General features: G+C 72.8%; 24 protein-coding genes. 9 read left to right on the top strand and 15 right to left on the bottom strand.

From position 1 onward, the window contains the following. Positions 1–49: 49 nt before the first annotated feature. Positions 50–850: an SDR family NAD(P)-dependent oxidoreductase gene (locus ABD743_RS22710; RefSeq protein WP_344724163.1), complete on the bottom strand. Its 801-nt coding sequence runs from the start codon at positions 848–850 to the stop codon at positions 50–52. Between the two features lie 121 nt (positions 851–971). On the opposite strand from ABD743_RS22710, the gene ABD743_RS22705 reads away from it, so the two are divergent. Then, positions 972–2,165 (top strand): zinc-dependent alcohol dehydrogenase, encoded by a 1,194-nt coding sequence (locus ABD743_RS22705; protein WP_344724162.1) that lies wholly within the window; start codon positions 972–974, stop codon positions 2,163–2,165. A 33-nt stretch (positions 2,166–2,198) separates the two neighbouring features. Here ABD743_RS22705 and ABD743_RS22700 read toward each other — a convergent pair whose 3' ends face one another. Beyond that, complete coding sequence (locus ABD743_RS22700) at positions 2,199–2,900, bottom strand: class II aldolase/adducin family protein (protein WP_344724161.1); 702 nt, start codon at positions 2,898–2,900, stop codon at positions 2,199–2,201. A 103-nt stretch (positions 2,901–3,003) separates the two neighbouring features. Between ABD743_RS22700 and ABD743_RS22695 the strand changes: the two genes are divergently transcribed. Further along, on the top strand, positions 3,004–4,122 hold the full coding sequence (locus ABD743_RS22695; RefSeq protein ID WP_344724160.1) for a serine hydrolase domain-containing protein: 1,119 nt from the start codon (positions 3,004–3,006) through the stop codon (positions 4,120–4,122). A 9-nt stretch (positions 4,123–4,131) separates the two neighbouring features. Here ABD743_RS22695 and ABD743_RS22690 read toward each other — a convergent pair whose 3' ends face one another. From ABD743_RS22690 to ABD743_RS22675, 4 genes are read right to left on the bottom strand one after another with little or no spacing between them, the layout of a single operon-like run. Next, a complete protein-coding gene (locus tag ABD743_RS22690) occupies positions 4,132–5,439 on the bottom strand; it encodes an MFS transporter (protein WP_344724159.1) in 1,308 nt (435 codons plus the stop codon). A gap of 2 nt (positions 5,440–5,441) precedes the next feature. Next, on the bottom strand, positions 5,442–7,091 hold the full coding sequence (locus ABD743_RS22685) for an amidohydrolase (RefSeq protein ID WP_344724158.1): 1,650 nt from the start codon (positions 7,089–7,091) through the stop codon (positions 5,442–5,444). Positions 7,092–7,103: 12 nt separating this feature from the next. After that, positions 7,104–8,792, bottom strand: a complete 1,689-nt coding sequence (locus tag ABD743_RS22680; protein ID WP_344724157.1) for an urease subunit alpha — start codon at positions 8,790–8,792, stop codon at positions 7,104–7,106. Beyond that, entirely contained in the window at positions 8,789–9,367 is a 579-nt protein-coding gene (locus ABD743_RS22675; RefSeq protein WP_344724156.1) for an urease subunit gamma, read from the bottom strand. The genes ABD743_RS22680 and ABD743_RS22675 overlap by 4 nt, the downstream gene beginning before the upstream one ends. Positions 9,368–9,441: 74 nt before the next feature. On the opposite strand from ABD743_RS22675, the gene ABD743_RS22670 reads away from it, so the two are divergent. The 4 genes from ABD743_RS22670 to ABD743_RS22655 all read left to right on the top strand — a co-directional run bounded on the left by ABD743_RS22670 (position 9,442) and on the right by ABD743_RS22655 (position 13,978). Further along, positions 9,442–10,620, top strand: a complete 1,179-nt coding sequence (locus ABD743_RS22670; RefSeq protein ID WP_344724155.1) for a PucR family transcriptional regulator — start codon at positions 9,442–9,444, stop codon at positions 10,618–10,620. A gap of 95 nt (positions 10,621–10,715) precedes the next feature. Then, positions 10,716–11,135: a VOC family protein gene (locus ABD743_RS22665; protein ID WP_344724154.1), complete on the top strand. Its 420-nt coding sequence runs from the start codon at positions 10,716–10,718 to the stop codon at positions 11,133–11,135. A gap of 81 nt (positions 11,136–11,216) precedes the next feature. Further along, positions 11,217–12,476 carry an aminotransferase family protein gene (locus ABD743_RS22660; protein ID WP_344724153.1) on the top strand — a complete coding sequence of 420 codons (1,260 nt, stop codon included), beginning with the start codon at positions 11,217–11,219 and terminating at the stop codon, positions 12,474–12,476. Positions 12,477–12,856: 380 nt separating this feature from the next. Beyond that, a complete protein-coding gene (locus ABD743_RS22655; protein WP_344724458.1) occupies positions 12,857–13,978 on the top strand; it encodes a DUF732 domain-containing protein in 1,122 nt (373 codons plus the stop codon). Positions 13,979–14,015: 37 nt separating this feature from the next. On the opposite strand, the gene ABD743_RS22650 is transcribed toward ABD743_RS22655, so the two are convergent. The 9 genes from ABD743_RS22650 to ABD743_RS22610 all read right to left on the bottom strand — a co-directional run bounded on the left by ABD743_RS22650 (position 14,016) and on the right by ABD743_RS22610 (position 19,393). Further along, a complete protein-coding gene (locus ABD743_RS22650) occupies positions 14,016–15,596 on the bottom strand; it encodes an alpha/beta hydrolase (protein WP_344724152.1) in 1,581 nt (526 codons plus the stop codon). A gap of 70 nt (positions 15,597–15,666) precedes the next feature. Further along, positions 15,667–16,344: an Asp23/Gls24 family envelope stress response protein gene (locus ABD743_RS22645; RefSeq protein WP_344724151.1), complete on the bottom strand. Its 678-nt coding sequence runs from the start codon at positions 16,342–16,344 to the stop codon at positions 15,667–15,669. Further along, positions 16,341–16,880, bottom strand: a complete 540-nt coding sequence (locus tag ABD743_RS22640; protein ID WP_344724150.1) for a DUF6286 domain-containing protein — start codon at positions 16,878–16,880, stop codon at positions 16,341–16,343. The genes ABD743_RS22645 and ABD743_RS22640 overlap by 4 nt, the downstream gene beginning before the upstream one ends. Before the next feature lie 21 nt (positions 16,881–16,901). Next, the gene (locus ABD743_RS22635; protein ID WP_344724149.1) at positions 16,902–17,279 is read right to left on the bottom strand and encodes an Asp23/Gls24 family envelope stress response protein; all 378 of its coding nucleotides are present in this window, start codon (positions 17,277–17,279) and stop codon (positions 16,902–16,904) included. Further along, a complete protein-coding gene (locus ABD743_RS22630) occupies positions 17,276–17,455 on the bottom strand; it encodes a hypothetical protein (protein WP_241039218.1) in 180 nt (59 codons plus the stop codon). The genes ABD743_RS22635 and ABD743_RS22630 overlap by 4 nt, the downstream gene beginning before the upstream one ends. A gap of 19 nt (positions 17,456–17,474) precedes the next feature. Next, positions 17,475–17,732, bottom strand: a complete 258-nt coding sequence (locus ABD743_RS22625) for a hypothetical protein (RefSeq protein WP_344724148.1) — start codon at positions 17,730–17,732, stop codon at positions 17,475–17,477. After that, positions 17,729–18,055 carry a hypothetical protein gene (locus tag ABD743_RS22620; protein ID WP_344724147.1) on the bottom strand — a complete coding sequence of 109 codons (327 nt, stop codon included), beginning with the start codon at positions 18,053–18,055 and terminating at the stop codon, positions 17,729–17,731. The genes ABD743_RS22625 and ABD743_RS22620 overlap by 4 nt, the downstream gene beginning before the upstream one ends. 29 nt (positions 18,056–18,084) lie before the next feature. Next, positions 18,085–18,570 (bottom strand): Asp23/Gls24 family envelope stress response protein, encoded by a 486-nt coding sequence (locus ABD743_RS22615; RefSeq protein ID WP_344724146.1) that lies wholly within the window; start codon positions 18,568–18,570, stop codon positions 18,085–18,087. A 73-nt stretch (positions 18,571–18,643) separates the two neighbouring features. Beyond that, positions 18,644–19,393, bottom strand: a complete 750-nt coding sequence (locus tag ABD743_RS22610; protein WP_344724145.1) for a pyrimidine reductase family protein — start codon at positions 19,391–19,393, stop codon at positions 18,644–18,646. Positions 19,394–19,560: 167 nt separating this feature from the next. On the opposite strand from ABD743_RS22610, the gene ABD743_RS22605 reads away from it, so the two are divergent. Genes ABD743_RS22605 through ABD743_RS22595 form a run of 3 tightly spaced genes read left to right on the top strand, consistent with a single transcriptional unit; the run spans position 19,561 to position 22,543 of the window. Further along, positions 19,561–20,610 (top strand): FecCD family ABC transporter permease, encoded by a 1,050-nt coding sequence (locus tag ABD743_RS22605; RefSeq protein WP_344724144.1) that lies wholly within the window; start codon positions 19,561–19,563, stop codon positions 20,608–20,610. Beyond that, positions 20,610–21,704: a FecCD family ABC transporter permease gene (locus ABD743_RS22600; protein ID WP_344724143.1), complete on the top strand. Its 1,095-nt coding sequence runs from the start codon at positions 20,610–20,612 to the stop codon at positions 21,702–21,704. Before ABD743_RS22605 ends, ABD743_RS22600 begins: the two co-directional genes overlap by 1 nt. Then, positions 21,701–22,543 (top strand): ABC transporter ATP-binding protein, encoded by an 843-nt coding sequence (locus tag ABD743_RS22595; RefSeq protein WP_344724142.1) that lies wholly within the window; start codon positions 21,701–21,703, stop codon positions 22,541–22,543. Before ABD743_RS22600 ends, ABD743_RS22595 begins: the two co-directional genes overlap by 4 nt. Positions 22,544–22,563 lie beyond the last annotated feature (20 nt).

The raw sequence follows: 22,563 nt of genomic DNA, 5'->3' as shown, positions 1-22,563 counted from the left end.
GGGGTGCCGCGCGGGGGCCCGGCGCGGCGTCGGGGTCCGGCGCTCGTCCTCAGCGGGAGGACGGGCCGGGCCTCGCCATCTGCCGGTGGACGGCGGCCTTCACCCGGTCGGGTAACACCGCGGCCGCGACTCCTTGCGCCATCGTGCCCAGCGACCCGGCCACGAGCCTCGGGTCACCTTTCACCAGCGCCCGGAAGCCCTGCTCCGCGACCCCGGCGGGATCGTCCTTCGACGACGCGCCCACCTTCGTGCCCCGCATGCCGGCGCGGCGGAAGAAGTCGGTCTCCATGGGGCGGGGCATCAGCACGGTGATGGTGATGCCGGTATCCCTGAGCTCGTTCTGCAGCGCTTCCCCGAACGACTGCAGGAAGGACCTCGACGCGTTGTGAACGGCCTGGAACGAGCCCGGCACCGTGGCGGCGACGGAGGAGGTGATCAGCATCTTCCCCTCGTCCCGGACGGCCATGTCGTGCAGGAGCCGCTTGGCCAGGCGCACTGTCGAGGTGATGTTCAGGTCGATGACGTCGAGCTCGTCGGCCAGGTCGTTGTCGAGGAACGCACCGCCCTGCCCGACCCCCGCGTTGAGCGCCGCGACATCGACCGGGCGTCCGATCGCCGTGACGGCCGTGTAGACCTTCTCCACGCCTTCGGCGGTACGCAGGTCCGCGCGCACGGCACGAACCCAGGCGCCGTACCCACGCAGCTCGGCCGCGGCAGCGTCCAGGCGGTCGTCCTCGGCGTTGACGAGGAGATCGAAGCCGTTCTTGGCGAGCCGCTTCGCCAGCTCCCGGCCGATCCCGCTCGACGCGCCCGTGACGACCGCCAAGGGTTTGTTCTCGGTAGAGGTCATGCGGATCGGCTACCCCGTGGTCGTGGGGTTACGCCCGGTTTCCCCCGCTCCAGTGGGGGAATGTCTGCCTCGAGCGATCAACCGCCGAGCAGCGACCGGCCGAGGCGACGAGGAGGGCTCCATGCGAGCGGTCACCTGGCACGGCAGGCGTGACGTCCGGGTCGACACCGTGCCCGACCCGACGATCCAGGACCCCACGGACATCATCGTGCGGATCACGTCGACGGGGATCTGCGGCTCCGACCTGCACCTTTATGAGGTGATGGGGCCGTTTCTCGACGAGGGAGACATCCTCGGGCACGAACCGATGGGTGTGGTCGCAGAGGTCGGGGAGCAGGTCACCGAGGTGCGAGTGGGCGACCGGGTCGTGATCCCGTTCACCGTCTCGTGCGGCACGTGCTTCATGTGCGGCAGCGGGCTGCACTCGCAGTGCGAGACCACCCAGGTGCGCGAACACGGCAAGGGCGCGGCGCTGTTCGGCTACACGAAGCTCTATGGCCAGGTGCCTGGCGGCCAGGCCGAGTACCTCCGCGTCCCGTTCGGCAACACGCTCCCCATCAGGGTGCCCGAGGGGCCGCCCGACGACCGGTTCGTCTACCTCTCCGACGTGCTCCCGACCGCGTGGCAGGCGGTGGAGTACGCCGCCGTCCCGCCGGGCGGGTCCCTCGTGGTGCTCGGGCTCGGGCCGATCGGTGACATGGCCACCCGGATCGCCCTGCACCGCGGGGTCGAGAAGGTCATCGGCATCGACCTCGTGCCGGAGCGGCTGGAGCGGGTGCGCGCCCGCGGCGTCACGGCACTGGACGTGACCGGCCACGGCCGCCACCTCGGCGACTACGTCCGCGAGATGACCGGGGGCCGCGGCCCGGACGCCGTGGTGGACGCCGTCGGGATGGAGGCCCACGGCTCGCCGGTCGGGAAGCTCGCCCAGCAGCTCACGGGCCTGCTGCCGGACGCACTGGCGGCACGGCTGATGGAGACGGCCGGTACTGATCGGCTGAACGCGCTCCACTCGGCGATCGAGCTGGTGCGCCGCGGCGGCACGATCTCGATCAGTGGCGTCTACGGCGGTACGGCCGACCCGATGCCGATGCTGACGCTGTTCGACAAGCAGATCCAGCTGCGGATGGGCCAGGCCAACGTCCACCGCTGGGTGCCCGAGATCCTCCCGCTGCTCACCGCGGCCGACCCGCTCGGCACCGAGGACTTCGCCACCCACCGGCTGCCCCTGGACGCCGCTCCGGAGGCGTACGAGGCCTTCCAGGCCAAGAAGGACGGGATGGTCAAGACGCTGCTGCAGCCCGGGCGGGCATAGGAGGCGGTGCACTCCGAGCGGGCAGCCGGCGGTTCAGTGGTGGCCGGCCGGTTCGCTGCGCGGAAGGGGAAACACCGGATCGGGGTTCGTCCCGTACCCAAGGGGGTTCTGCCCGTAGCTGCCGAGCATCCGCGCCACCCGCTCGATCTCCTCGGGCGGCAGGAGCCGGGGTTGCCCGAGCAGCTGCGCCTGGTGGTACAGGCGGCAGAGCCACTCCAGGTAGATGCTGCGGGTGTAGGCCTTCTCCAGGGTGTCGCCGTAGGTGGTGGCGCCGTGGTTCTGCAGGATCACGCCGTAGCGGCCGGCGAGCGCCCGCACGCTGCCCTCCGCGAGCTCCGGGCTCCCGTACGTGGCGTACGGAGCCACCCGCACCGGGCCGCCGAGCAGCGCCACCATGTAGTGGATCGCGGGCAGCTCGTCCACCAGCGTGGACAGCGCGGTGGCGTACAGCGGGTGGGTGTGCACCACGGCCACGGCGTCGGTCTCCGCGTAGACGCGCGTGTGCATGGGGAGCTCCGACGACGGCGCGAGCCCCTCCTCCACGGGCCTCCCGTCCAGGTCGACCACGCAGATCGCGGCAGCCGTGAGGTTCTCGTACGGCACGCCGCTCGGCGTGATGGCGATGTGGTCGCCGGATCGAACGGACAGGTTGCCCGAGGTACCCACCGTCAGCCCATCGGCTTGCATCTGACGGCAGTACTGCACGATCTCGACGCGCTGGTTCGGCAGCAACATGTCGAACGGTCTCCTCTCGGGTGGCTGTCGCGCGGGGCGCCCCCGGCACCGACGTACCCGAGGACACCTCATCACAGAGAGCCGCCACGAAGGGATGAACGCGATGGACGACATGCAGGGCGACGTACAGGCGGTACTCGACCGGCTCATCGAGTCCGGCGCGGAGCGGGGCCTGCAGGTGGCCGTCTACCGCAACGGGGAGCAGGTGGTGGAGGCGGTCGCCGGCGTCGCCGACGCGGAGACCGGGCGGCTCGTCACGGCGAGCACCCCGTTCTTCGCCACGTCGACGGGCAAGGGTGTCACCGCGACCGTTGTGCACGTCCTCGCCGAGCGCGGCGTGCTCGACTACGACACCCCGATCGTGGAGCTGTGGCCGGAGTTCGGCGCGCACGGCAAGGAGGGAGCCACGCTGCAGCACGCGCTCACCCACAGCACCGGCGTTCCCGGGCTCCCGGTCGCCACGCAACCCGAGGACTTCCTCGACTGGGACGGGATGTGCGCCCTGATCGCGGACGCCGAGCCCTGGTGGGAGCCCGGGACGGCCACCGGCTACCACGCGCAGACGTTCGGGTGGATCGTCGGGGAGATCGTCCGGCGGGTCACCGGGAAGCGGATCTCGCAGGTGCTCCACGACGAGGTGGCCGGGCCGCTCGGTGTGGCCGACGAGCTCTTCTTCGGTGTCCCGCCCACGGAGATGAGCAGGCTCGCCCGGCTGGAGGACCCCGTGCCCGCGGCGAGCGGGGACGAGCAGCCGCCGGCGTTGCCGTCGCCGGGAGCTCCCGATGGCTGGGTGTGGGCGCCGCCTGCGACGGCGCCCGTCGCCGCGTTCGGCAACCGCGCCGACCTGCTCGCCGCCGACATCCCGGCGACCGGCACCATGACAGCGCGCGCGGTGGCGCGGATGTACGCGGCACTCATGCACGACGTCGACGGGGTGCGGCTCATCTCGGAATCGCGGCTGCGGGAGGCCACGGCCCTGGCCGTGGAGGGCGTCGACGCCGTGTTCTCGTTCCCGGTGCAACGCGGGCTGGGCTATGCCGTGGGCGGCCTCGGTGGCGTGTTCGAGGGCCCTGCCGTCTTCGGCATGCCCGGCAGCGGAGGGACCGCCGCGTTCGCCGACAGGGCGAGCGGCACCGCGGTGGCCGTGCTGAAGAACCGGAACACGATCGGCGACTTCACCACGATGCACCAGGTCTCTGCCGCCGTCGCAAAGCGGCTGTAGACCTTCGCCTCAGCCGGTGACCACCTCGTCGTGCCCGAGCGAGAGCCGCGGGGCCAGCGCCCCCGAGCCTGCGGTGATCAGGGCGATCACCACGAGCAGCAGCGCCGGCGTCCACGACCGCCCACCGCTGACGGCGAGCAGCGCAGTGGCGACCAGAGGGACGAAACCGCTGATCACGCTGGCGATGTTGGCCGACAGCGCCACCCCGCTGTAGCGCAGCCGGGCCGGGAAGAGGTCGGTGAGCAGTGCACCGGACACGGCGTAGGGCAGCGAGAGGCAGGCCACGGCCAGCGTCACCCCGAGGATCACGAGCGTGGTCGACGCCGTGTCGATGAGCCAGAACGCGGGGAACGCGACCAGCGCCGACACCAGGCCGCCCACCACCGTCACGCGGCCGGGGCCGTGCCGCTCGGCCAGCCGCCCGCCGACGAGCAGCACGACGATCTCGACGCCTGCGGCGACGAGCGTGCCGCTGAGCAGGACTGAGCTGTCGACCCCCAGGTACTCGGTGCCGTAACTGATCACGAAGGTCGTGGAGAGGTAGAAGCCGCCCACTCCCAGCAGCGTGGAGCCCGCGCCCACCAACAGCTGCGGGAACGCCCGGCGAAACACTTCGGTGACGGGGGAGCGCGCCAGCTCGTCCTCGCGCAGCAGCTGCTCGAACAGTGGCGACTCCTCCACCCGCCGCCGGATCCAGAGCGCGATGCCGAGCAGCGGAAACGCGGCGAGGAACGGCAGGCGCCAGCCCCACGAGTTGAAGCTCTCGGGCGGCAGCAGCGACACCGCGAGGAACGCTCCGGAGGAGAGCAGGGTGCCGATCGGTGAGCCGATCTGCGGCATGGCCGCGTACCGGCCGCGGTGCTCCTTCGGCGCGTGCTCGACGGCGAGGGTGACCGCACCACCCCACTCGCCGCCGACCGCCACGCCCTGCAGGAGCCGCAGCAGCGTGAGGAGCACGGGCGCGGCGACGCCGATGGAGAAGTAGGTGGGCAGCAGCCCGATCACGCCGGTGACGAAACCGATCAGGGCGACCGTGATGATCAGACACGTCCGCCTCCCGATCCGGTCACCGAGATGGCCGAACAGGATCGCGCCGAGCGGCCGGGCGGCGAAGCCCACGGCGAAGGATGCGAACGCGCCCGCCGTGGCCACCACGGGGTCGTCACTGGCGAAGAACAGGTGGTTGAACACCAGCGAGGCGGCGGTGCCGAAGAGGAAGAAGTCGTACCACTCCAGGGCGGTGCCCACGAACGCGCCGAACGCGACCTTGCGGGCGTCCGCGTCGTTGACGGTCACCGGCCCGGCTGGTTCGGCCATGGTCACGCCTCCGGGTCGAGACCGACCGCCGCGGCTCTGTGAATGCAGCGCCCGCCGACGAAGGTGGCGACCACGCCGGTGGATCCGATCCGGTCAGCAGGCACCGTGCGCTCGTCGGTGATGTCGTCGGTGAGCAGCACGAAGTCGGCGAGCTTGCCGGGGGTGAGGCTGCCCCGCTCGGCCTCCTCGCCCGCGATCCACGCCGCGTCGAGGGTGTAGGCGCGCAGGGCCGTGGTGGCGTCGACACGCTCGTCGGGGCCGATGACCACGCCCGACGACGAGAGCCGCTGCACCATCGACTGCATGCCGAGCAGCGGTGCCCCCGCCGCGACCGGACGATCGGAGCTGCCGGGAACGCGCAGGCCTGCCCGCAGGAAGCTCGCGTGCCGGTAGAGGCCGTCGGCGCGGTCCGGCCCGATCGCGGCGGCCATCGTGTCGCCGATCTCGTACAGGAACCGGCACTGGGGCACAGGTGTGACGCCGAGCTGCGCCATCCTCGTGATCTGCGCGGGCGTGGTGACGGCGGCGTGCTCGATCCGCGGCCGCGCGTCCGGGCGCGGGTGGCGTGCCTGTGCCTCGGCGAGCACGTCCAGGGCCAGGTCGACCGCACGGTCGCCGATCGCGTGCGCCGCGATCCGCCAGCCCGATGCGTGCGCGTCGAGGATCCGGGCGCGCATGACCTCGGGGTCGTCCTGGAGGTAGCCGTGTGAGTGCCGGTCGCAGAACGGGTCGAGCATCGCGGCGGTGCGGGCCACCAGCGACCCGTCGAGGAAAATCTTCATCGGCCCGATCCGCAGCCGGTCGTCGCCGAACCCGGTGCGCACGCCCAGGTCCAGGCCGAACCGTACGGCGTCGTCGGCGTGGCCGGACAGCGGCCGCAGCGCATCCACGGTCGGCATCAGCTGCACCCGCACACCGAGCTCACCGGCCTCGCGAGCCTGCTGGTAGGCAGCCAGCTCGAGCGGTGACCGGCCGACCCAGCCGGCCCCGATCCCGCACTCGGTGACGTGGGTCAGGCCCTCCCCGGCGTAGACGGCCGACGCGCGCCCGATCGCCCGCGCCAGCTCGTCGACGGGGTAGGGCACCACGAGATCCACGACCAGGTTCTGCGCCTGCTCCTCGAGCACCCCGGTGGGCTCGCCGGCGCCGTCGGTGACGACCACCCCGCCGGTCGGCACCTTCGCCGAGCCGTCCAGCAGCCCGATCCGCTCCAGCAGCGGACCGTTCACCGTGCACACGTGCCCCGACCTGTGCTGCAGCCAGACCGGGCGCCCCCCGGCCGCCCGGTCCAGCTCGCGGCGGTGCGGGTGCCCGCCGATCTTGGTGTCGTCGTATCCCGTGCCGACGACCATCGCGCCCGTGTCCAGTGATGCGGCGCGGGTGGCCACGCGCTCGTAGAGCGTGGCGAGGTCGGTGAGTCCGGACAGGTCGAGGGCCGCGAGCCCTTGTCCGAACCAGGCCATGTGGTTGTGTGCGTCGCCGAAGCCCGGGACGAGTGCGGCGCCCTGTGCGTCGATCTCGGTGCGCCCGCGCAGGCCCTCGGCATCGAGGGCGAGCACGCGCCCGTGATGCACGGCGAGACTGCGGGCGCGCGGACGCTCGTCGTCCACAGTCACGACGGAGGCGTTGCGCACCACCAGATCGACATCCATGTAGGCGCGTCCTCATCCCAGGTGGTGCAGCCGCGTCAGCGGCAGCGTCGGCGATCGGTGCAGCGGGATCTCCCGGCCGTCGGCGCGCACCGGCACCGGCTCCGGCGCGATCTCCACCTGCGGGGTGGCGGTGTTGTACAGCATGTCCGCGCAGGTCAGGCCGCGGGTGCCGGCGATGGGTGAGTACCGGTGACCGGCGGGGAGCGCAGCTCGCGCGCCGGCGTCGTCGAGGCACGCCTGCGAGACGAACACGTGCGCGAGCCGGGCGGGTGCGGCGCCCAGCCCTCCGTAGAAGGGGCGCATCCGGCGGGGCTGGGTGAGCCGGGTGGACCCGGAGCCCGAGCCGGCCGCGCCCCAGGCCACGAAGCCGGACTTGATCACCAGCTCCGGCTGGGCCCCGAACCACGCCGGGTTCCACAGCACGATGTCGGCCAGCAGCCCGGGTTGCACGGACCCGACGTGCGCCGCCAGCCCGTGCGCGACGGCGGGGTTGTGGGTGAGCTTGGCCAGGTAGCGCAGGACCCGGGCGTTGTTGACGACGTCCGGGCCGGTCTCGCCGGCGAGCGCGGCCTGCACGTGCGCGAGCTGCCACGTACGGCGGGCGGTCTCGGCGACGCGGCCCATGCCCAGCGAGTCGGAGTTGACGATGCTGATGGCGCCCTGGTCGTGCAGCCAGTTCTCGGCGGAGATGGCGTGCTCGCGGATGCGGCTCGCGGCGATCGCCGCGTCGCTGGGCACGTGGGGGTGGCCCCGGTGCACGGTGAACGTCATCGGACCGAGCTCCGCCACCGTGGACGGCGTGAGCGGCAGCGTCGGCGTGGTCGACGAGGTGAGCACGTTCTCGCGGGAGACGATCGAGAGCAGGTCGGGGTGCCCGCCGCCGCCCTCCACGTGGTAGGCGTGCACCGCGCGGCCGTCCACTGCAGCGAGGGTGTCGGCGAGGTAGCCCGCCTCGTTCAGCGTGTCGGTGTGCAGGGCCACCGGCAGGTCGACCTGCTCGGCCACCGTGAGGCAGGTGTCGATCGCCGGGGGAGTGGCGCCCCAGTCCTCGTGCACCTTGAAGCCGCCGCAACCCGACAGCACCGCCTCCTCCAGCAGCTCGCCCGAGGTGGACGAGCCGCGTGCCAGGAACGCGGCGTTGACCGGAACGCCCGCCCAGCCGTCGATGAGGGAGTGCAGGTTGTGGCGGGGGTTGGCCCCGACGTCCCAGACCCCGCCGATGCCCATCCCGACGATCGTCGTGACGCCCGCCGACAGCGCCGCAGGCGCCAGGTCGGCGTTGGACAGATGGACGTGCGAGTCGACGATCCCGGGTGTCGCGATCATCCCCTCGCCGGTGATCATCGCGGTCTGCGCGTCGACCTCGAGCTCGACACCGTCCTGCACGTCGGGGTTGCCGGCACGCCCGACGCCCACCACACGCCCGTCCTTGATGCCGATGGACGTCTTGCGGATCCCGAGCACGGGATCGAGCAGCACGACGCCGAGCACGATCATGTCCAGCGCCGAGGCGCGGTCGGCGGAGCTGCTCACCAGCGCGCCGTGCCGGGCGGTCTTGCCGCAGCCGCCGATGAGCTCCTCACCGGGCTCGGTGTCGTCGGCCTCGACCTCGATCCAGAGGTCGGTGTCGGCGAGCCGGATCCGGTCGCCGGTGGTGGGTCCGTAGAGCTGCGCATACTCGGCCCGGGGGAGTGAAGTCATGCATCGCCGCCGATCCGGACGACCGCGACCTCACGCTGCGCTCCCGGGTCCACGCGCACCGCGGAGCCTGCTGCAACGTCGAGCCGGTAGCGGCCCGATGCGGGGAGCTGCACGTCGAGAGCGGGGTTGAGCCGGTCGAGCGGAACGTGCGAGGACACCCAGATCACCGACGGGCCGGTGTTGCGCAGCACCGCGGCGGCCCGTTCCCGCCCTGGCGCCAGCTCGATGTCCCCGGCGGCGGGCCGGACGGCCCCGGGCCCGTCCGCGGGCGGCGGACCGAACGGCGCGTCGACGTGCACGAGCACGCTCCCGTGTGGGAACAGCGCCTCCACCTGCAGCGCCGGGACCGCGGAGGGCACACCGTCGACGAGCTGCCCGGGGTGGACCACCTCACGAGCGCAGGCGACGACCTCGTCGTAGGGGAGACCGTCCCAGGCGAGCTCGCAGATCTCGTCGCACACCAGCGCCACCGCCTCGGGCGCGCCGAGCCGGGCGCCGCGCGCGAGCCGACGACGGGCCAGGTCGGCGCCGCTCGCCAGGAGCAGACGCTCCTGCTCCCGCGGCGTGAGGTGCATCGGATGAGCATGCGCCCTTTGGAACGGCGTTTGTAGCGTGATTCTGCACGGAAATCGCCGGTTACGTTGTGCAGATGCACGGTGGCGACCCTGAGGACGTCCAGCGGGAGCGCTGGACCGCGCTCATCGGCAGGCTGCGCGACGACGCGTCGGCGTTGGTGGTGGCGTTCATCGAACGAGTGCAGGTGATCCCGCCCTACGGGCGCGGCGTCGTGCCGATGGACCGGCTGGTGACCGACGCGACCCTCACCTTCGACGTCCTCCTGCGCAGGCTGGCCGGCCAGACCCTCCCCGACCGGATGCGCTCCATCGCGCCGTCGATCGGCCGTGACCGGGCCCGGCGCGGCGTGCCGCTGGACGACCTGCTCACGGCTGTCCGGCTGGACTTCCGTGTGCTCTGGTCGGCACTGCGCGATCGCGCCACCCCGGCCGACGAGGCACTGCTCGTGGCCCACGCCGAGGACGTCTGGAACGTCGTCGAGGACTACTCCACCCAGGTCCAGGTGAGCTATCAGGCCGAGGCAGCGCTGCTCGCCCGCGAACTACTGGGTGAGCGCACGATGCTCGTGGCGGCGCTGCTGGACAACGCGACACCCACGCGCGAGGAGGTGGCAAGGGTGGCCGTCGCCCTCGATGTGGATGTCGACGCCGATCTGCTCGTGGCGGCCGCCCCGCCGGCGTCGGGGCAGCTGCTCCGGCGCGCCGCCGACGGGCTCGGCGCCGGCGGCCGGGCGGTGCACGTGCAGTCGACCGGCCGGCACGTGGTGCTCCTCGCCCGCTGGGAGGGGGGCACCGGCGCACCGGTGCGGGCGGTGCTCGCCGGGGTGCCGTGCGGCGTTGGCCCGCTCGCGCACGGGGTCGCGGACGTTCCGCGCAGTGCGCGGCTGGCGGGCGAGCTCGCCGACGTCCTGCCCGGCCTCGACGGGCCGCGCGAGCTGCCCGACGCGTGGCTCCCGCTCGCCGCAGCGAGGCTCGCCGACACCGCCGACGAGCTCGTGCGAGCCGAGCTGGCCGGGCTCTCGCTCGCGCCGGTGCGCGAGCGGGACCGGCTGGTGGAGACCGTGCTCGCCTACGCCGCCACCGGCTCCGTCGCCGACGTCGCGGCGCGCCTGTACTGCCACCGCAATACCGTGCGGAGCCGGCTGCAGCGCTTCGCCGAGCTGACCGGGCGCGACGTCACGGTGCCCACAGACGCCGCGGTCGTTCTCCTCGCGATACAGGCTTCGGGGGACCACGGACGTCGACCGGCGTGACATCGATGCTGCGCGGAGACAGGACGCGTGGTCGACTCGGCGGTGGACGCCGGAGCGCGTCCGGAGATCGAGGAATGAACGTGACAGGAGCGAACGTGACGGAACTGTCCCCCTTCCACCTGGCCGTCCCCGTCGACGACATCGCGCGTGCCCGCGAGTTCTACGGCGGCGTGCTCGGTCTCGCCGAAGGCCGCTCGGATGTCCACTGGGTGGACTGGGACCTCGACGGCCACCAGTTCGTCACCCACCGGGCGCCGGGCTCCGGGCCCGTCGGCCACAGCGATGTGGACGGTCACCGCGTGCCGGTGCCGCACTTCGGGCTCGTGCTCACCGTGGAGCGGTTCCACGAGATGGCCGAGCGGCTCCGCGCGGCGGGCACGGAGTTCGTGATCGAGCCCTACCTGCGGTTCGCCGGCGAACCGGGCGAGCAGTGGACGATGTTCCTGCTCGATCCCGCCGGCAACGCGCTCGAGTTCAAGGCCTTCAAGGACCGATCACAGCTGTTCGCGAGGTAGGCGGCAGATCGCGGGGTTCCGCAGAGAGTCCGGTATCCGACCCGAGGTAGGTGTGTCCCTTCGCGGGTAGGGTGATCACGCATGAGCGATACCGGGACGGACACCGCTTTCTGGCACCCCTTCGCCCCGATGGGCGCGGTTCGCCACTCCGAGTTCGTGATCACCCGCGGCGAGGACGTGTGGCTCTTCGACGAGCAGGGGAGCCGCTACCTGGACGCCACGGCGAGCCTGTGGTGCGTCAACGCCGGGCACGGGCGCGCCGAGATCGTCGAGGCGGTCGCGGCCCAGATGCGCGAGCTCGCCACGTACCAGACGTTCGGCGACTTCGCGAACCGTCCGGCCCAGGAGCTCAGCCGCCGTCTTGCCGCGCTCGCGCCGATGCCCGGGGCGAAGGTCTTCCTGGCCAGCGGCGGCGGGGACGCGATCGACACCGCGGCCAAGATGTCCCGGGAGTACTTCGCGCGCACCGGTGAGCCGGAGCGCACGGTGCTGATCAGCCGCGAGTACGCCTATCACGGCACCCACGGTTTCGGCACGTCGCTCGGTGGCATGTCGGCCAACCGGCTCGCCGCGCCGTTCGTACCGGACGTCGTCCGCGTCGCCTACGACGACCCGGCCGCGCTCGAGAAGGAGATCGAGCTGATCGGGGCGAACCGGGTGGCCGCGTTCTTCGTGGAGCCGGTGATCGGTGCGGGCGGTGTGCTTCCACCGCCTCCTGGCTATATCGAGCAGACCCGCGATATCTGCAGCCGCCACGGCGTGCTGTTCGTGGTCGACAGCGTGATCTGCGGTTTCGGACGGCTCGGCGACTGGTTCGGCGTCGACCGTTTCGGTGTCGTCCCCGATCTCGTCGTTTTCGCCAAGGGCGTGACGAGCGGGTACCTGCCGCTGGGCGGAGTCGTGGTCCACGAACGCGTGGCCGCTCCGTTCTGGGAACCGGGCGCAGCCGCATTCCGGCACGGCGCCACCTACGCCGGGCATCCGACGGTCTGTGCCGCCGCCCTCGCCAACCTCGACGTCCTGGCCGACGAGGGCCTGCTCAAGCGGGCCGAGTCGTTGGAGACCACGCTGCACGCGGCTCTGCGTTCGCTGGGTGACCATCCGCTGGTGGCGGAGGTCCGCGGTGGCACCGGGGTGCTCGGGGCACTGGAGTTCGACCCCGAGCGGCTGGCGGCGGAACCGGGACTGCCTGCCGCGGTCGCACGCCAGGCGCGTGAACGGGGCGTCCTGATCCGACCCATGATCAGCACGGTCGCGTTCTCGCCGCCGCTCACCCTCACCGACGATCACCTCGACCTGCTCACCGCGGCCGTTCGCGGAGCACTCGACGCCGCCGCTTGATCGCTGTGATTACCCGGAGCGAACGACACGCCGAAGGGGCCGGTTCTGTCGTGGGTTGACGATCACATCGGGTGAGAAAGGTGGGACATCGCGCCCCGGGAATCGCCACAGGTGGTACCGGGTCTCACTCAGCCAGGCACCCTTCCGCCGGGACCGCGCCTTTTCTCGACATCGGGTCGTTGACCTGAGTGAGAAAAGGCCGGATGGCGGCCCTGGATGGGGAGTGTGCGATGGCCGGTGAGGTGGTAAGTGGACGGCCCTTGGCCCGGCACGCCGCGACCGATGACGGTATGAGCGGTGTGCTGGGTGACGGCCGCGAGAGCGTTCTGACCGAAGATCGTCCGTACATGGGGGATCTCCTCAGGACACCGCCCGTGAGCATGGAAGCGCTCGACGAGCTCGCCCGCAGGCGGGCCGCCGCGGAGCAGGCCGCCATGGTGGCCGAGATCGACGCCGCCGCCGCGGCGGCCAGGGCTGCAGCGGCCATCGCGGCAGCCGCGCGGGCGGCTGAAGAGGCGGAGGCCGCGGCGGACGCCGCCGGCCGGGCGTCCGACGAGGCGACGGCCGCGGCTGCGGCCGAGGAACGGACCAGCGCGGCGCTGCATGCCGGTCTCCGGCCGGGAGCACCTGCCGGACCAGGGCAGGCCTCGTGGGTGCTGGCCGGCGGGCCGGACGAGGGCCCGCGGTCATGGACCGTGATGCCGGGCGCGGCTCCGGGTATGGGTGCGCTGCCTCCGGGCCGTCCGATGCCCCCCGGGCCGGCATCGTCGTACCCCTCGATGTTCCCGGTCGGCCACCCCGAGCGGGCTCCGTGGGACGTGCCGCCGGACGAGACGCCCACGGTGGAGGGAGCGACGGGCGGTCGCCGTGCGGCTCGCCGGCACTCGGCCGAGGCCGCCGAGGCGGAGACCACCGTCTTCCCCGTCGACGACGGCGAGTACGACGCGGAGTATGCGGAGGACATCGACGTCGACGAGTTCGACGACGAGCCGGAGTCCGACGAGGACGCGGTCGAGGACCAGCGGGTGCGGCGGCTCGACCGCAAGCTCGCCGAGCAGCAGCCGCGGCGCTTCGGCCGGCGGCCGGTGCTGGTGGTCGTCGGGGTGGGTGCCGTGCTGGCGATCGTGGCCCTACTCGCCGCGCTGGTCAGTGCCGGGCCTGATCGCCGGCCTGCCGATGTCGGCTCGCCGGTTCCCACGGTGGCTCCGCAGGCTCCGGCAGTCCAGGTGCCGCCGCCCGCACCCGGCCCGGGTGCAGGCCCCGTCGAGGTCGACCCGACGAGCGAGAGCGCCGTGACCTTCCTGCGGGCGCTGCGTGCCGCCGAGATCCCGACGAGCCGGTCCGGCCGCGCGGAGATCGAGACTGCCGCAGTGATCTGCGAGGAGCTCGGCCAGGGCGTCACCGCGGACAAGATCGCGAGGACGGTGCCCGCCGCTCTTCCGTCGGTGCCGCGCAGGCAGGCGGCCGAGGTCGTCGACCTCGCGAAGGATCTCTACTGCTGAGCCTGGGGGGTCGGCGCGCTCTGCTCCCGTGGGGGGATCACGGGGGGCAGAGCGTTCCGGCTTGGGGGATGACCCCGTCCACCAGCATGGCGTCCACGACCGAGCTGACGCAGGGGGTGCGTGGATAGGCCCCCGTGCCGGAGCCCTGCCACCCGAGGAAGCGGGCGGATGCCAGGGAGTCGGCGGTGCGCCGGGAGCCGTCCTGCGGGCCGCGAGGATCGGCCGCCGTGCCGATGACCAGGATCGGGGGTGCGCCGTCGGCCTGGCCGGTGGCACGCATCGGACCGCCCGCCGGCCATGGGGCGCAGTCCAGCAGCCGGAGCGCGAACATTCCGCCGAAGATCGGGTACGTCGTGCGCCACCGCTGCGCGAGATCGCTGATCTCCCCCGGGGACAGTCGCCGCCGGGCATCGTTGCAGCTGGCCGCGAGCATGCCGTCGAACTGCCCTCTCGGCCCGACCAGCGGTGCGAGCCGGGTGAGCAGGGGAGCGGGGTCACCGGTGTTCGCCGCGGCCAGCGCACGGCCGAGCTCGGGCCAGTCCCGGGGCTCGGCCAGTCCGGCGAGCAGTTCCGTGACGGTGGCACCGGCGGTGAGCCGTTCGCCGTCGGCGCCCGCGAGGGGTTGCGTGCGCAGCCGCTGGAGCAGCGCGATGACCGTGGCACGCGGGTCCTGGCCGAGCGGGCAGTCGGCACGGGCCGTGCACGCAACGGCGAACGCCCCGAACGCCGCCTCGGCGGCCCCGGCTCGGCTCTCGCTGAGGTCGGGCTCGTCGAGCGTGGGGTGCGTGGGGCCGTCGAGCACGAGCCTGCCGACCGTCGTCGGTGTGGTTCGCGCCCAGTCGGCGAGCGCCGATGCCCCGTCGCCCACACCGATCGCGGACAGCCGGTCGACGCCGAGCGCGTCGCGGAGGAGTTCGATGTCCGACGCCGAGGCCGATGTGCGGTAGCCGCTGAGCCCGCCGTCGAGCGCGAGGTTGCACTCCTGCACGACCGCCCGGGCTTGCTCCAGCAGCGAGTCGAGCGTCGACTCGTCCGACTTCCCGGGATCGGCGTCGACGAGGGCGGCGCGGGCGTTGTCGGGCGCGCAGTCGAGCAGATCCTCGCCCGCGCCGCGGCGGTCCAGCCCGATCAGCGTGTACTGCTGGAGCACCTCGGGCGCCACCTGCTCCGCGAGCCGCACGGCGTTGCGGGCCGAAGGCACGGTCGCGGAGTCGCCCAGCGCGAGCAGCGGCGGGTTGTCCAGCGGGGACGAGGCCAGGCCGACGCGCACCACGCCGAGCGAGGCGGCGCCGAGTCCCGGCTGGTCGGGGTCGGCCGGCACCGTGAGCTCGCTGCACTCCACCCGTAGCGTCCGGTCCGCGGGGACGGGCGTGGGCAGCATCGCGAGCTCGTCCTCGGTGCAGTCGGTGAACGGCATCGAGGAGTGCTGCGGCTGCGGCGCGGGCAGCGAGACGTCGGGGAGCGGTGGCTGATCGGCCGGGCTCGTCGGCGCGGCCGGCATGTTCTCGCCGCGCACGGCCACCGGCGGGCGTTGTGACGGGCCGACGGTGCAGCCCGCGATGAGCGCGGCCAGGCAGACGAGCACTGCGGCGACCGCGTGCCGCGGTGGTCGTGCCACGTGCCCTCCCGATCCTGCTGGTCGGCGCACAGACTGCCCCACCAGCGGTGTGGGGAGAGTGAACAGAGGGTCAGGCCACCCGGGGATGGGGTGTCGAGGTGTCGAGCTCCAGCCGTACGGCGGTGGGCAGCGCCGCGATCCCGAGCGAGTCGCGGGCTACCCCGAGCACCTCGTCGTGGAGCCGGGCGAGCACGGATCGCACCTCGGCGTCGTCCGCCAGCCACAGCGTCAGGCGCAGGGCCGGCGCTTCGTCGGTGCCGACCAGCCGTGCCCTGGCCCGTCCCACACCGGGGATGGCGCTCACCTGGGCACTGATCGCGTCGGCAATGGCCGAGGAGCTGATGACGATCGCGGTGTCCGGTCCGCCGTCGAGCACGAGGTCGGGGTGCCGCTCGGGGCGCAGCGACCGCGCTGCCCACATCAGCCCGAGGAGCACCAGCAGCACGCCGGCGCCGAGGACCACCAGGCGCGCGACGTCGGGCTGGACGCGCATCGCGTCGACGATCAACGGGTCGAGGATCGGCCGTCCGGCCCGGGCGACGCCGAAGACGCCGTAGGACAGCAGAGCGACGAGTACACCCGCGGCCATGAGCACGAACCCGATCAGCACCGCGAGGGTGCGGTCGACCGCTGCCGACCTGGTCAGGGCTGCGCGGGCGCGTCTGTGCAGCACCGCGTCCGAGGGCGTCGGGCGTGCGGGACGCTCGGCCGGGACGGTGCCGTTCTCCGGCGCGACGGGCGTGGTCATCGGGTTCCCTGCCGTTCCTGGACGAGGACGGACACCCGCGGGCGGCGGTGCAACGGAAGCTCGTCGAGCAACTCCTCGACGCGGGCGCGGACGATATCGCGCAGCTCCGGATCCGCCGCGCCCCACGCCTGCGCGATCACCGACACGTGCCGCGGTGAGACGGTCACCGAGGCGCTGAAGATGTCGTCGGTGCCGCGGACCCGCCTGCCCACGAGCCGGGCCAGCACACGGGGTGCGGTGACGGCGGTGATCTCCGGCGCCGGGCCGTCGAGGTTGATGTGGGAGCGCCGGGCCAGCAGCCCGACCAGCAGCAGCAGGAGGCCGAGCACGGCGACCGTGATCGCGATCCCGGGAACGGGAGCCTCGTTCCACGACGTCATCTCGACCTGGGGCCGCCAGAGGTGCCACGGCACGACGAGCCCGGTGACCACGTTGCGGCGCAGCCACGCGGCGATCACCTCGATCACGATGAGCACCCCCGCCGCGGCCATGGCGAGACCGATCAGCAGGCCGAGCAGACGAAGCAGCATGCGCATGGCGTTCCTCCTGGCCTGGGGCTACCGCGGCCGTGGCCCGAGGTGATGGGCACCGCGCAGTCCGGACACGACCACCGTGCAGGCCCGCATGTGGTGCCCGGCGAGGCGGTCGAGCTCCTCGCTCACCCGCTCACGCACGGCGCTCACCACCGTGCGTACGGCTGCCGGGTACTGCAGGTGGAGTTCGAGCCGCACGTCGACGGCGGACGGGTCACCGGACCCGGTGGTGATCTTCGCGCTGGCCCCCGCCTCGCCGACGTCGATCCCGGCGAGCCGCCGCTCGTGGCGCAACGTGCCCGGCACCTGGTCCGCGGCGTGCTCGACGATCTTCCGCAGGACGACCGGGTTGATCTCGAGCCGCCCGCGCTCCTCGACCGCCGGGAGCGTCCGGCCGTTCACCGGTCCCGACCTCGGCCGAGCATGGTGTTGATGTCGAGCCTGCCGTCGACCACCGAGCCGATGAGGAGGCCCAGCACGCCGACGACCAGCACGATCAGGAAGACGCCGAAGCCGCCGAAGGCTCCGGCGAGGCCGAGGACGAGACCGGCGAGCAGGCCGGTCTGGGTGTAGTTCATCTGCTTCTCCTCACGGGTGCTACTCCACGCGGCGACGGCGCTGGCGGTGCCAGGTGCGGATCAGTGCGACCCCGACCCGGACCGCGAACGGTAACGGCGGGACCACCTCGACCGGTGCGTCGTAACGAGCGTCGGGATCGGTGGCGGGACTCGGTGGTACGGGGGCCGTGACGCCGAACCGGGCGAGCCCCGCCTTGAAGACCTCGGGATCGCCACCCCGGTCGGGATGGTGCTCGCGGACGAACGCGCGGAACTCCGACCTCTCCTGCTCGTTCACGGTGCCGCGGGCTCCGTCTCGCCCGGGAGCACCGCGTCGCCCACGGTGATGTCGACCGGTCCGCCGCCGCACATCGTCGAGACCTTCCGCCGCAGTTCGCGCACGACCTCCGGGATCGGCCGGTCGAGGCGGAGCACGACACCCAGCTCGACGGGCTCCTCACCCATGCCGATGCGCACCCCCGTGAGCTTGCGCCCCGGTAGGTAGGTGGCGACGTCACCGAACACCCCACCGTGCAGCCGCACGACCGACGGGTGCGAGGTCACGACCGCTGCCACCTGCTCGGCGAGCGACGAGGCCTCGGTTGTGGTCGGGACTGTCACGAGCACCTCTCCTGCGGGGGCGGGACGGATCACTCCACGCGCGCGGTCTGCACGGTCGGGATCTCCTCGTCGCCGTCGATGTCGGGCAGGTGGATGTCGTTGACGGCGATGTTGACCTCGATCACCTCGAGCCCGGTCATGCGCTCGACCGCAGTGATCACGTTACGGCGCACGGCGCGGGCCAACTCGACGATCGACGCGCCGTATTCGACCACAATGTCCAGATCGACGGCCGCCTGCTTCTCGCCCACCTCGACCTGCACACCGGCGATGTTGGCGGCGCCGCCGGCTCCGCCGCCGGGGATCCGCTCACGGATCGCGCCGAACGCTCGGGACACACCGCCGCCCATCGCGTGGACACCGGAGATCTCGCGCGCGGCGATGCCCGCGATCTTCTGGACCACGGAGGCGGCGATCGTGGTGCGGCCCTGCGACGACTCGTCCGCCAGCCGGGCAGGCGAGGAGACGGTGCTCTTCGGGGTGGCGGTGGTGGGGGTAGCTGTGCTTTCGGTCATGGTCCCTCCGTGCTCGACTGTGCGGGAGTGTTCGCCCGTCTGATGTCTGTACCCGCGCACACCTCACGGGAAGTCACCCGATCGGGGCAGCTCGGCAATACCGCAGGAGGAGAGTGCCGGCCTCGTGCAGGGCCCCGGCCAGCTCCATGGCACGCGGCTCGGTCCCGGGCGGCCCGGAGGAGATGCGCCCGGCGGTGCCGCCGGCCAGCAGCGGGCTGATGGTGAGGCAGAGCTCGTCCACTGCGTCGGCGGCGATGAGGCTGCCGAACAGCATCGGGCCGCCCTCGCAGAGCACCCGGTGCAGGCCGCGGCGGGCCAGTTCGGCCAGCACGAGGTCGGGGGTGAGCCGCTCCAGCACGACCACGTCGCCACCTGCCGCCGCCAGCGCATCGCGGCGCTGCGCCGGGGCTGCGGCGAGGGTGAGGATGATCGGGGGCACGACGGTCTCCGTGAAGAGCCTGCTCGCGGGATCCAGGTCGGCCGATCCCGTCACCACGGCGATGGGCGGCGGGGTGTCCCTCCCCATCGTCGGCTTCCGGGCGCCGCCGTAGTTCTCGGAACGCACGGTTCCGGCGCCGGCCAGCACGACGTCCGCGAGCCGGCGGAGGACTCCGAAGACCCGGCGGTCGGCGGCCGAGCCCAGACCGCCCGACCGGCCCTCCACGGACGCCGCCCCGTCGGCGCTGGTCACGAAGTTCACGCGCACGTAGGGCGCCGTGAGCCCGTCGGGATAGGCGTAGTGGGCCGCGAGCGCGGTGTCGTCGGGCGGGGAGGGCGTGGTGGCGTCGAGCGTGCCGGGGGAGGACGGCAGGAGGCGGTGCACGCCGTCATCCCAGCACGGGACGCGGGCCGTGGCAGCCCGACCCGCGGCACCCGGCGAGGCGGATCACGAGGCAGTCACAGATCACCCGCGCCCGATTTGCCAAGGCGAGCCTCACCTATGGTGATGCGGCATCGAACCGGTGCATGATCGGAACGCGGAGGACCATCTTGGGCGAGCACAGCGTGCTGACCCCTCCCGCGCCGTCCCCTGTACCCGGCGCCCTGCGGCGCCGCCGGCTGCTGGGGCTCGCGCTGCTGGTCGTCGTGCTCGTGGCCGGCTGCCTCGCCAGCATCGCCATCGGCACGAAGGCCATCCCGCTGGACGCCGTCTGGCACGCGCTCGTCGCGCCCACCGGCACCGAGGACGACATCGTGGTCCGGTCGCTGCGGATCCCGCGCACCGTCCTGGGCGTGCTGGCGGGCGCCGCTCTCGGGCTGGCAGGCGCCCTGATCCAGGGCCACACCCGCAACCCGCTCGCCGACCCCGGCCTGCTCGGCATCAACGCCGGGGCCGCGCTGTTCGTCGTCACGGGGATCTACGCCTTCGGCGTCACCGGCCTGCTGGGCTACGTGTGGTTCGCCTTCGCGGGGGCGCTCGTCGCCAGTGTCGCGGTGTTCGTTCTCGGGTCGGTGGGGCGGGGCGGCCCCACCCCGGTCACGCTGGCGCTCGCCGGGGCCGCGGTGTCCGCGTTGCTCGCCGCGCTCACCTCGTCGATCATCCTGATCGACGTCCAGGCGCTCGACGCCTACCGGTTCTGGGCCGTGGGCTCGATCGCCGGTCGTGACGCCGCGGTTGCGGGCCAGGTGCAGTGGTTCCTGCTCGCCGGGCTGGTGATCGGGCTGGCGAGCGCGCCCGCGCTCAACGCGCTCGCCCTCGGCGACGACGTCGCCCGCTCCCTCGGCCACTCCGTGCTCCGCACGCGGGTGCTCGGCATCGTCGCGATCACCCTGCTGGCGGGCTCGGCCACCGCGGCCTGCGGACCCATCGCGTTCGTCGGGCTCGTGGTGCCGCACATCGTCCGCATGGTCACCGGGCCCGACTACCGCTGGCTGCTTCCGGCGTCGGCGCTCGCGGGCGCCGCGCTGCTGCTCGTGGCGGACGTCATCGGGCGGGTGGTCGTGCGGCCGGGCGAGCTGCAGGTCGGGATCGTGCTGGCGCTCGTGGGCGGCCCGTTCTTCGTGTGGCTGGTGCGGCGGCGCAAGATGGTGGCCATCTGATGGCCGTGCTGGACAAGGCCTCGCCGTCCCGAACCGCCCGGGAGCGCGTCCCCGGTCGCCCCGCGCTGCGGCTCGGGCCCTTCTCGGTGGTCTGGCGGCCCCGCACGGTGCTCGTGCTCGGCATCGGACTCGTGGTGCTGCTGCTCGGCATGGCGCTCAACATCGGCCGTGGCGACTTCCCGATCAGCGTCGGGGAGGTGCTCTCGGTACTGGCCGGAGGCGGCGACCAGGGCCAGCGGTTCATCGTCATGGACCTGCGGCTGCCCCGCTCGCTCACCGGCCTGCTCGTCGGTGCAGCGCTGGCCGTGGCGGGTGCCATCACGCAGTCGATCGCGCGCAACCCCCTGGCCAGCCCCGACATGATCGGCTTCACGGCAGGGGCGAACGCCGCCGCGGTCGGCGTGATCGTGCTCGGTGGCTCCGGCTGGTTCCTCGGGGCCGTGGGCCTGCCGGTGGCCGCCCTCGTCGGTGGGCTGGTCAGCGCCTTCGCGATCTACGGGCTGGCCTGGCGGCGGGGAGTGCAGGGGTTCCGGCTGGTGCTGGTGGGCATCGGCATCGACGTGACCCTGACCGCCCTCGTCCACTGGCTGACCATCGTCGCGGGCGTCACCGAGGCCGCTCGCGCCTACGTGTGGCTCAACGGCAGCCTCAACGGCCGCGGGTGGGAGCACGTCGTGCCGGTGGGGATCGCGCTGGCCGTCCTGGTGCCGGCCGCACTGGTGCTCGCCCACGTGCTCGGAGGCCTCCAGTTCGGGGACGACACGGCACGCGGGCTGGGCATCCCGGTCGACCGCGCCCGCACCGCGCTGCTCGTCGTCGCCGTCGGGCTCGCGTCGGTGGCCACTGCCTCGGCCGGCCCGATCGCGTTCGTGGCCCTGGTGGCCCCGCAGATCTCGCAACGCCTCGTGGGGTCGGCTCGTCCGCCCATTGCGGTGTCCCTCGTCGTGGGGGCCACGCTCACCGTGCTCGCCGACCTGATCGCCCGCACCGCCTTCGGCGCCACCGAACTGCCGGTCGGCATCGTCACCGCCGTGCTCGGAGCTCCCTACCTGCTGTTCCTGATCGCCCGTTACGGCCGGGAGGCCCGCGCATGACCCAGGTGCACGTCTCATCGGAGGCCGGGATGCAGGTGGACCCCACCGTCCGGCTACGGGCGGAGCAGGTCCGGCTGGGCTACGGCGACCGCACCATCGTCGACGGGCTGGACCTCGACGTCGTCGCGGGCACGATCACCGCGGTGATCGGGCCCAACGGCTGCGGCAAGTCCACGCTGCTGCGGGCGCTCGGGCGGCTGCTCAAGCCGACCGCGGGGCAGGTCGTGCTCGACGGCAAGCGCATCGACCGGGTCCCCACCCGCGAGGTCGCGAAGGTTCTCGGGCTGCTGCCGCAGGCCCCGAGCGCACCCGAGGGACTCACGGTGGCCGACCTCGTCGCCCGGGGCAGGCACCCCCATCAGGCCTGGTACCGGCAGTGGTCGGCCGACGACGAGGACGCCGTCGCCCAGGCCCTGGACTGGACGGGTATCGCCGACCTCGCGGAGCGGCCGGTCGACCAGCTCTCCGGCGGCCAGCGGCAGCGCGCCTGGATCTCGATGGCGCTCGCCCAGGGCACCGACCTGCTGCTTCTCGACGAGCCCACCACGTTCCTCGACCTCGCCCACCAGGTGGACGTGCTCGAGCTCGTGCGGCGCCTGCACTCCGAGGCGGGCCGCACGGTTGTGATGGTGCTGCACGACCTCAACCTCGCGGCGCGCTACGCGGACCGGCTCGTCGCCATGCGGGAAGGACGGATCGTGGCCGCCGGGAAGCCTGCCGAGGTGATCACCGAGGAGTTGCTCGAGGAGGTCTTCGGTCTCGCCGCGAGGGTGATCCCGGACCCTGTTGCCGGCACTCCGCTGGTCGTTCCGATCGGCGGTTACCTGCGGTCGTCATGATGTCGCCCGATCGGGCGTGC

Source organism: Pseudonocardia yunnanensis, assembly GCF_039534065.1.
Classification (GTDB): Bacteria; Actinomycetota; Actinomycetes; order Mycobacteriales; family Pseudonocardiaceae; genus Pseudonocardia; species Pseudonocardia yunnanensis.
Note: the sequence above shows the minus strand (reverse complement) of the source record. Positions and strands in the feature narration are given on the sequence as shown.

What these genes read in the sequence shown, in the direction of transcription:
- ABD743_RS22710 (WP_344724163.1), bottom strand. Translation starts at nt 850, where the DNA reads ATGACCTCTACCGAGAACAAACCCTTGGCGGTCGTCACGGGCGCGTCG.
- ABD743_RS22705 (WP_344724162.1), top strand. Translation starts at nt 972, where the DNA reads ATGCGAGCGGTCACCTGGCACGGCAGGCGTGACGTCCGGGTCGACACC.
- ABD743_RS22700 (WP_344724161.1), bottom strand. Translation starts at nt 2,900, where the DNA reads ATGTTGCTGCCGAACCAGCGCGTCGAGATCGTGCAGTACTGCCGTCAG.
- ABD743_RS22695 (WP_344724160.1), top strand. Translation starts at nt 3,004, where the DNA reads ATGGACGACATGCAGGGCGACGTACAGGCGGTACTCGACCGGCTCATC.
- ABD743_RS22690 (WP_344724159.1), bottom strand. Translation starts at nt 5,439, where the DNA reads ATGGCCGAACCAGCCGGGCCGGTGACCGTCAACGACGCGGACGCCCGC.
- ABD743_RS22685 (WP_344724158.1), bottom strand. Translation starts at nt 7,091, where the DNA reads ATGGATGTCGATCTGGTGGTGCGCAACGCCTCCGTCGTGACTGTGGAC.
- ABD743_RS22680 (WP_344724157.1), bottom strand. Translation starts at nt 8,792, where the DNA reads ATGACTTCACTCCCCCGGGCCGAGTATGCGCAGCTCTACGGACCCACC.
- ABD743_RS22675 (WP_344724156.1), bottom strand. Translation starts at nt 9,367, where the DNA reads ATGCACCTCACGCCGCGGGAGCAGGAGCGTCTGCTCCTGGCGAGCGGC.
- ABD743_RS22670 (WP_344724155.1), top strand. Translation starts at nt 9,442, where the DNA reads ATGCACGGTGGCGACCCTGAGGACGTCCAGCGGGAGCGCTGGACCGCG.
- ABD743_RS22660 (WP_344724153.1), top strand. Translation starts at nt 11,217, where the DNA reads ATGAGCGATACCGGGACGGACACCGCTTTCTGGCACCCCTTCGCCCCG.
- ABD743_RS22655 (WP_344724458.1), top strand. Translation starts at nt 12,857, where the DNA reads ATGGAAGCGCTCGACGAGCTCGCCCGCAGGCGGGCCGCCGCGGAGCAG.
- ABD743_RS22645 (WP_344724151.1), bottom strand. Translation starts at nt 16,344, where the DNA reads ATGACCACGCCCGTCGCGCCGGAGAACGGCACCGTCCCGGCCGAGCGT.
- ABD743_RS22640 (WP_344724150.1), bottom strand. Translation starts at nt 16,880, where the DNA reads ATGCGCATGCTGCTTCGTCTGCTCGGCCTGCTGATCGGTCTCGCCATG.
- ABD743_RS22630 (WP_241039218.1), bottom strand. Translation starts at nt 17,455, where the DNA reads ATGAACTACACCCAGACCGGCCTGCTCGCCGGTCTCGTCCTCGGCCTC.
- ABD743_RS22615 (WP_344724146.1), bottom strand. Translation starts at nt 18,570, where the DNA reads ATGACCGAAAGCACAGCTACCCCCACCACCGCCACCCCGAAGAGCACC.
- ABD743_RS22600 (WP_344724143.1), top strand. Translation starts at nt 20,610, where the DNA reads ATGGCCGTGCTGGACAAGGCCTCGCCGTCCCGAACCGCCCGGGAGCGC.
- ABD743_RS22595 (WP_344724142.1), top strand. Translation starts at nt 21,701, where the DNA reads ATGACCCAGGTGCACGTCTCATCGGAGGCCGGGATGCAGGTGGACCCC.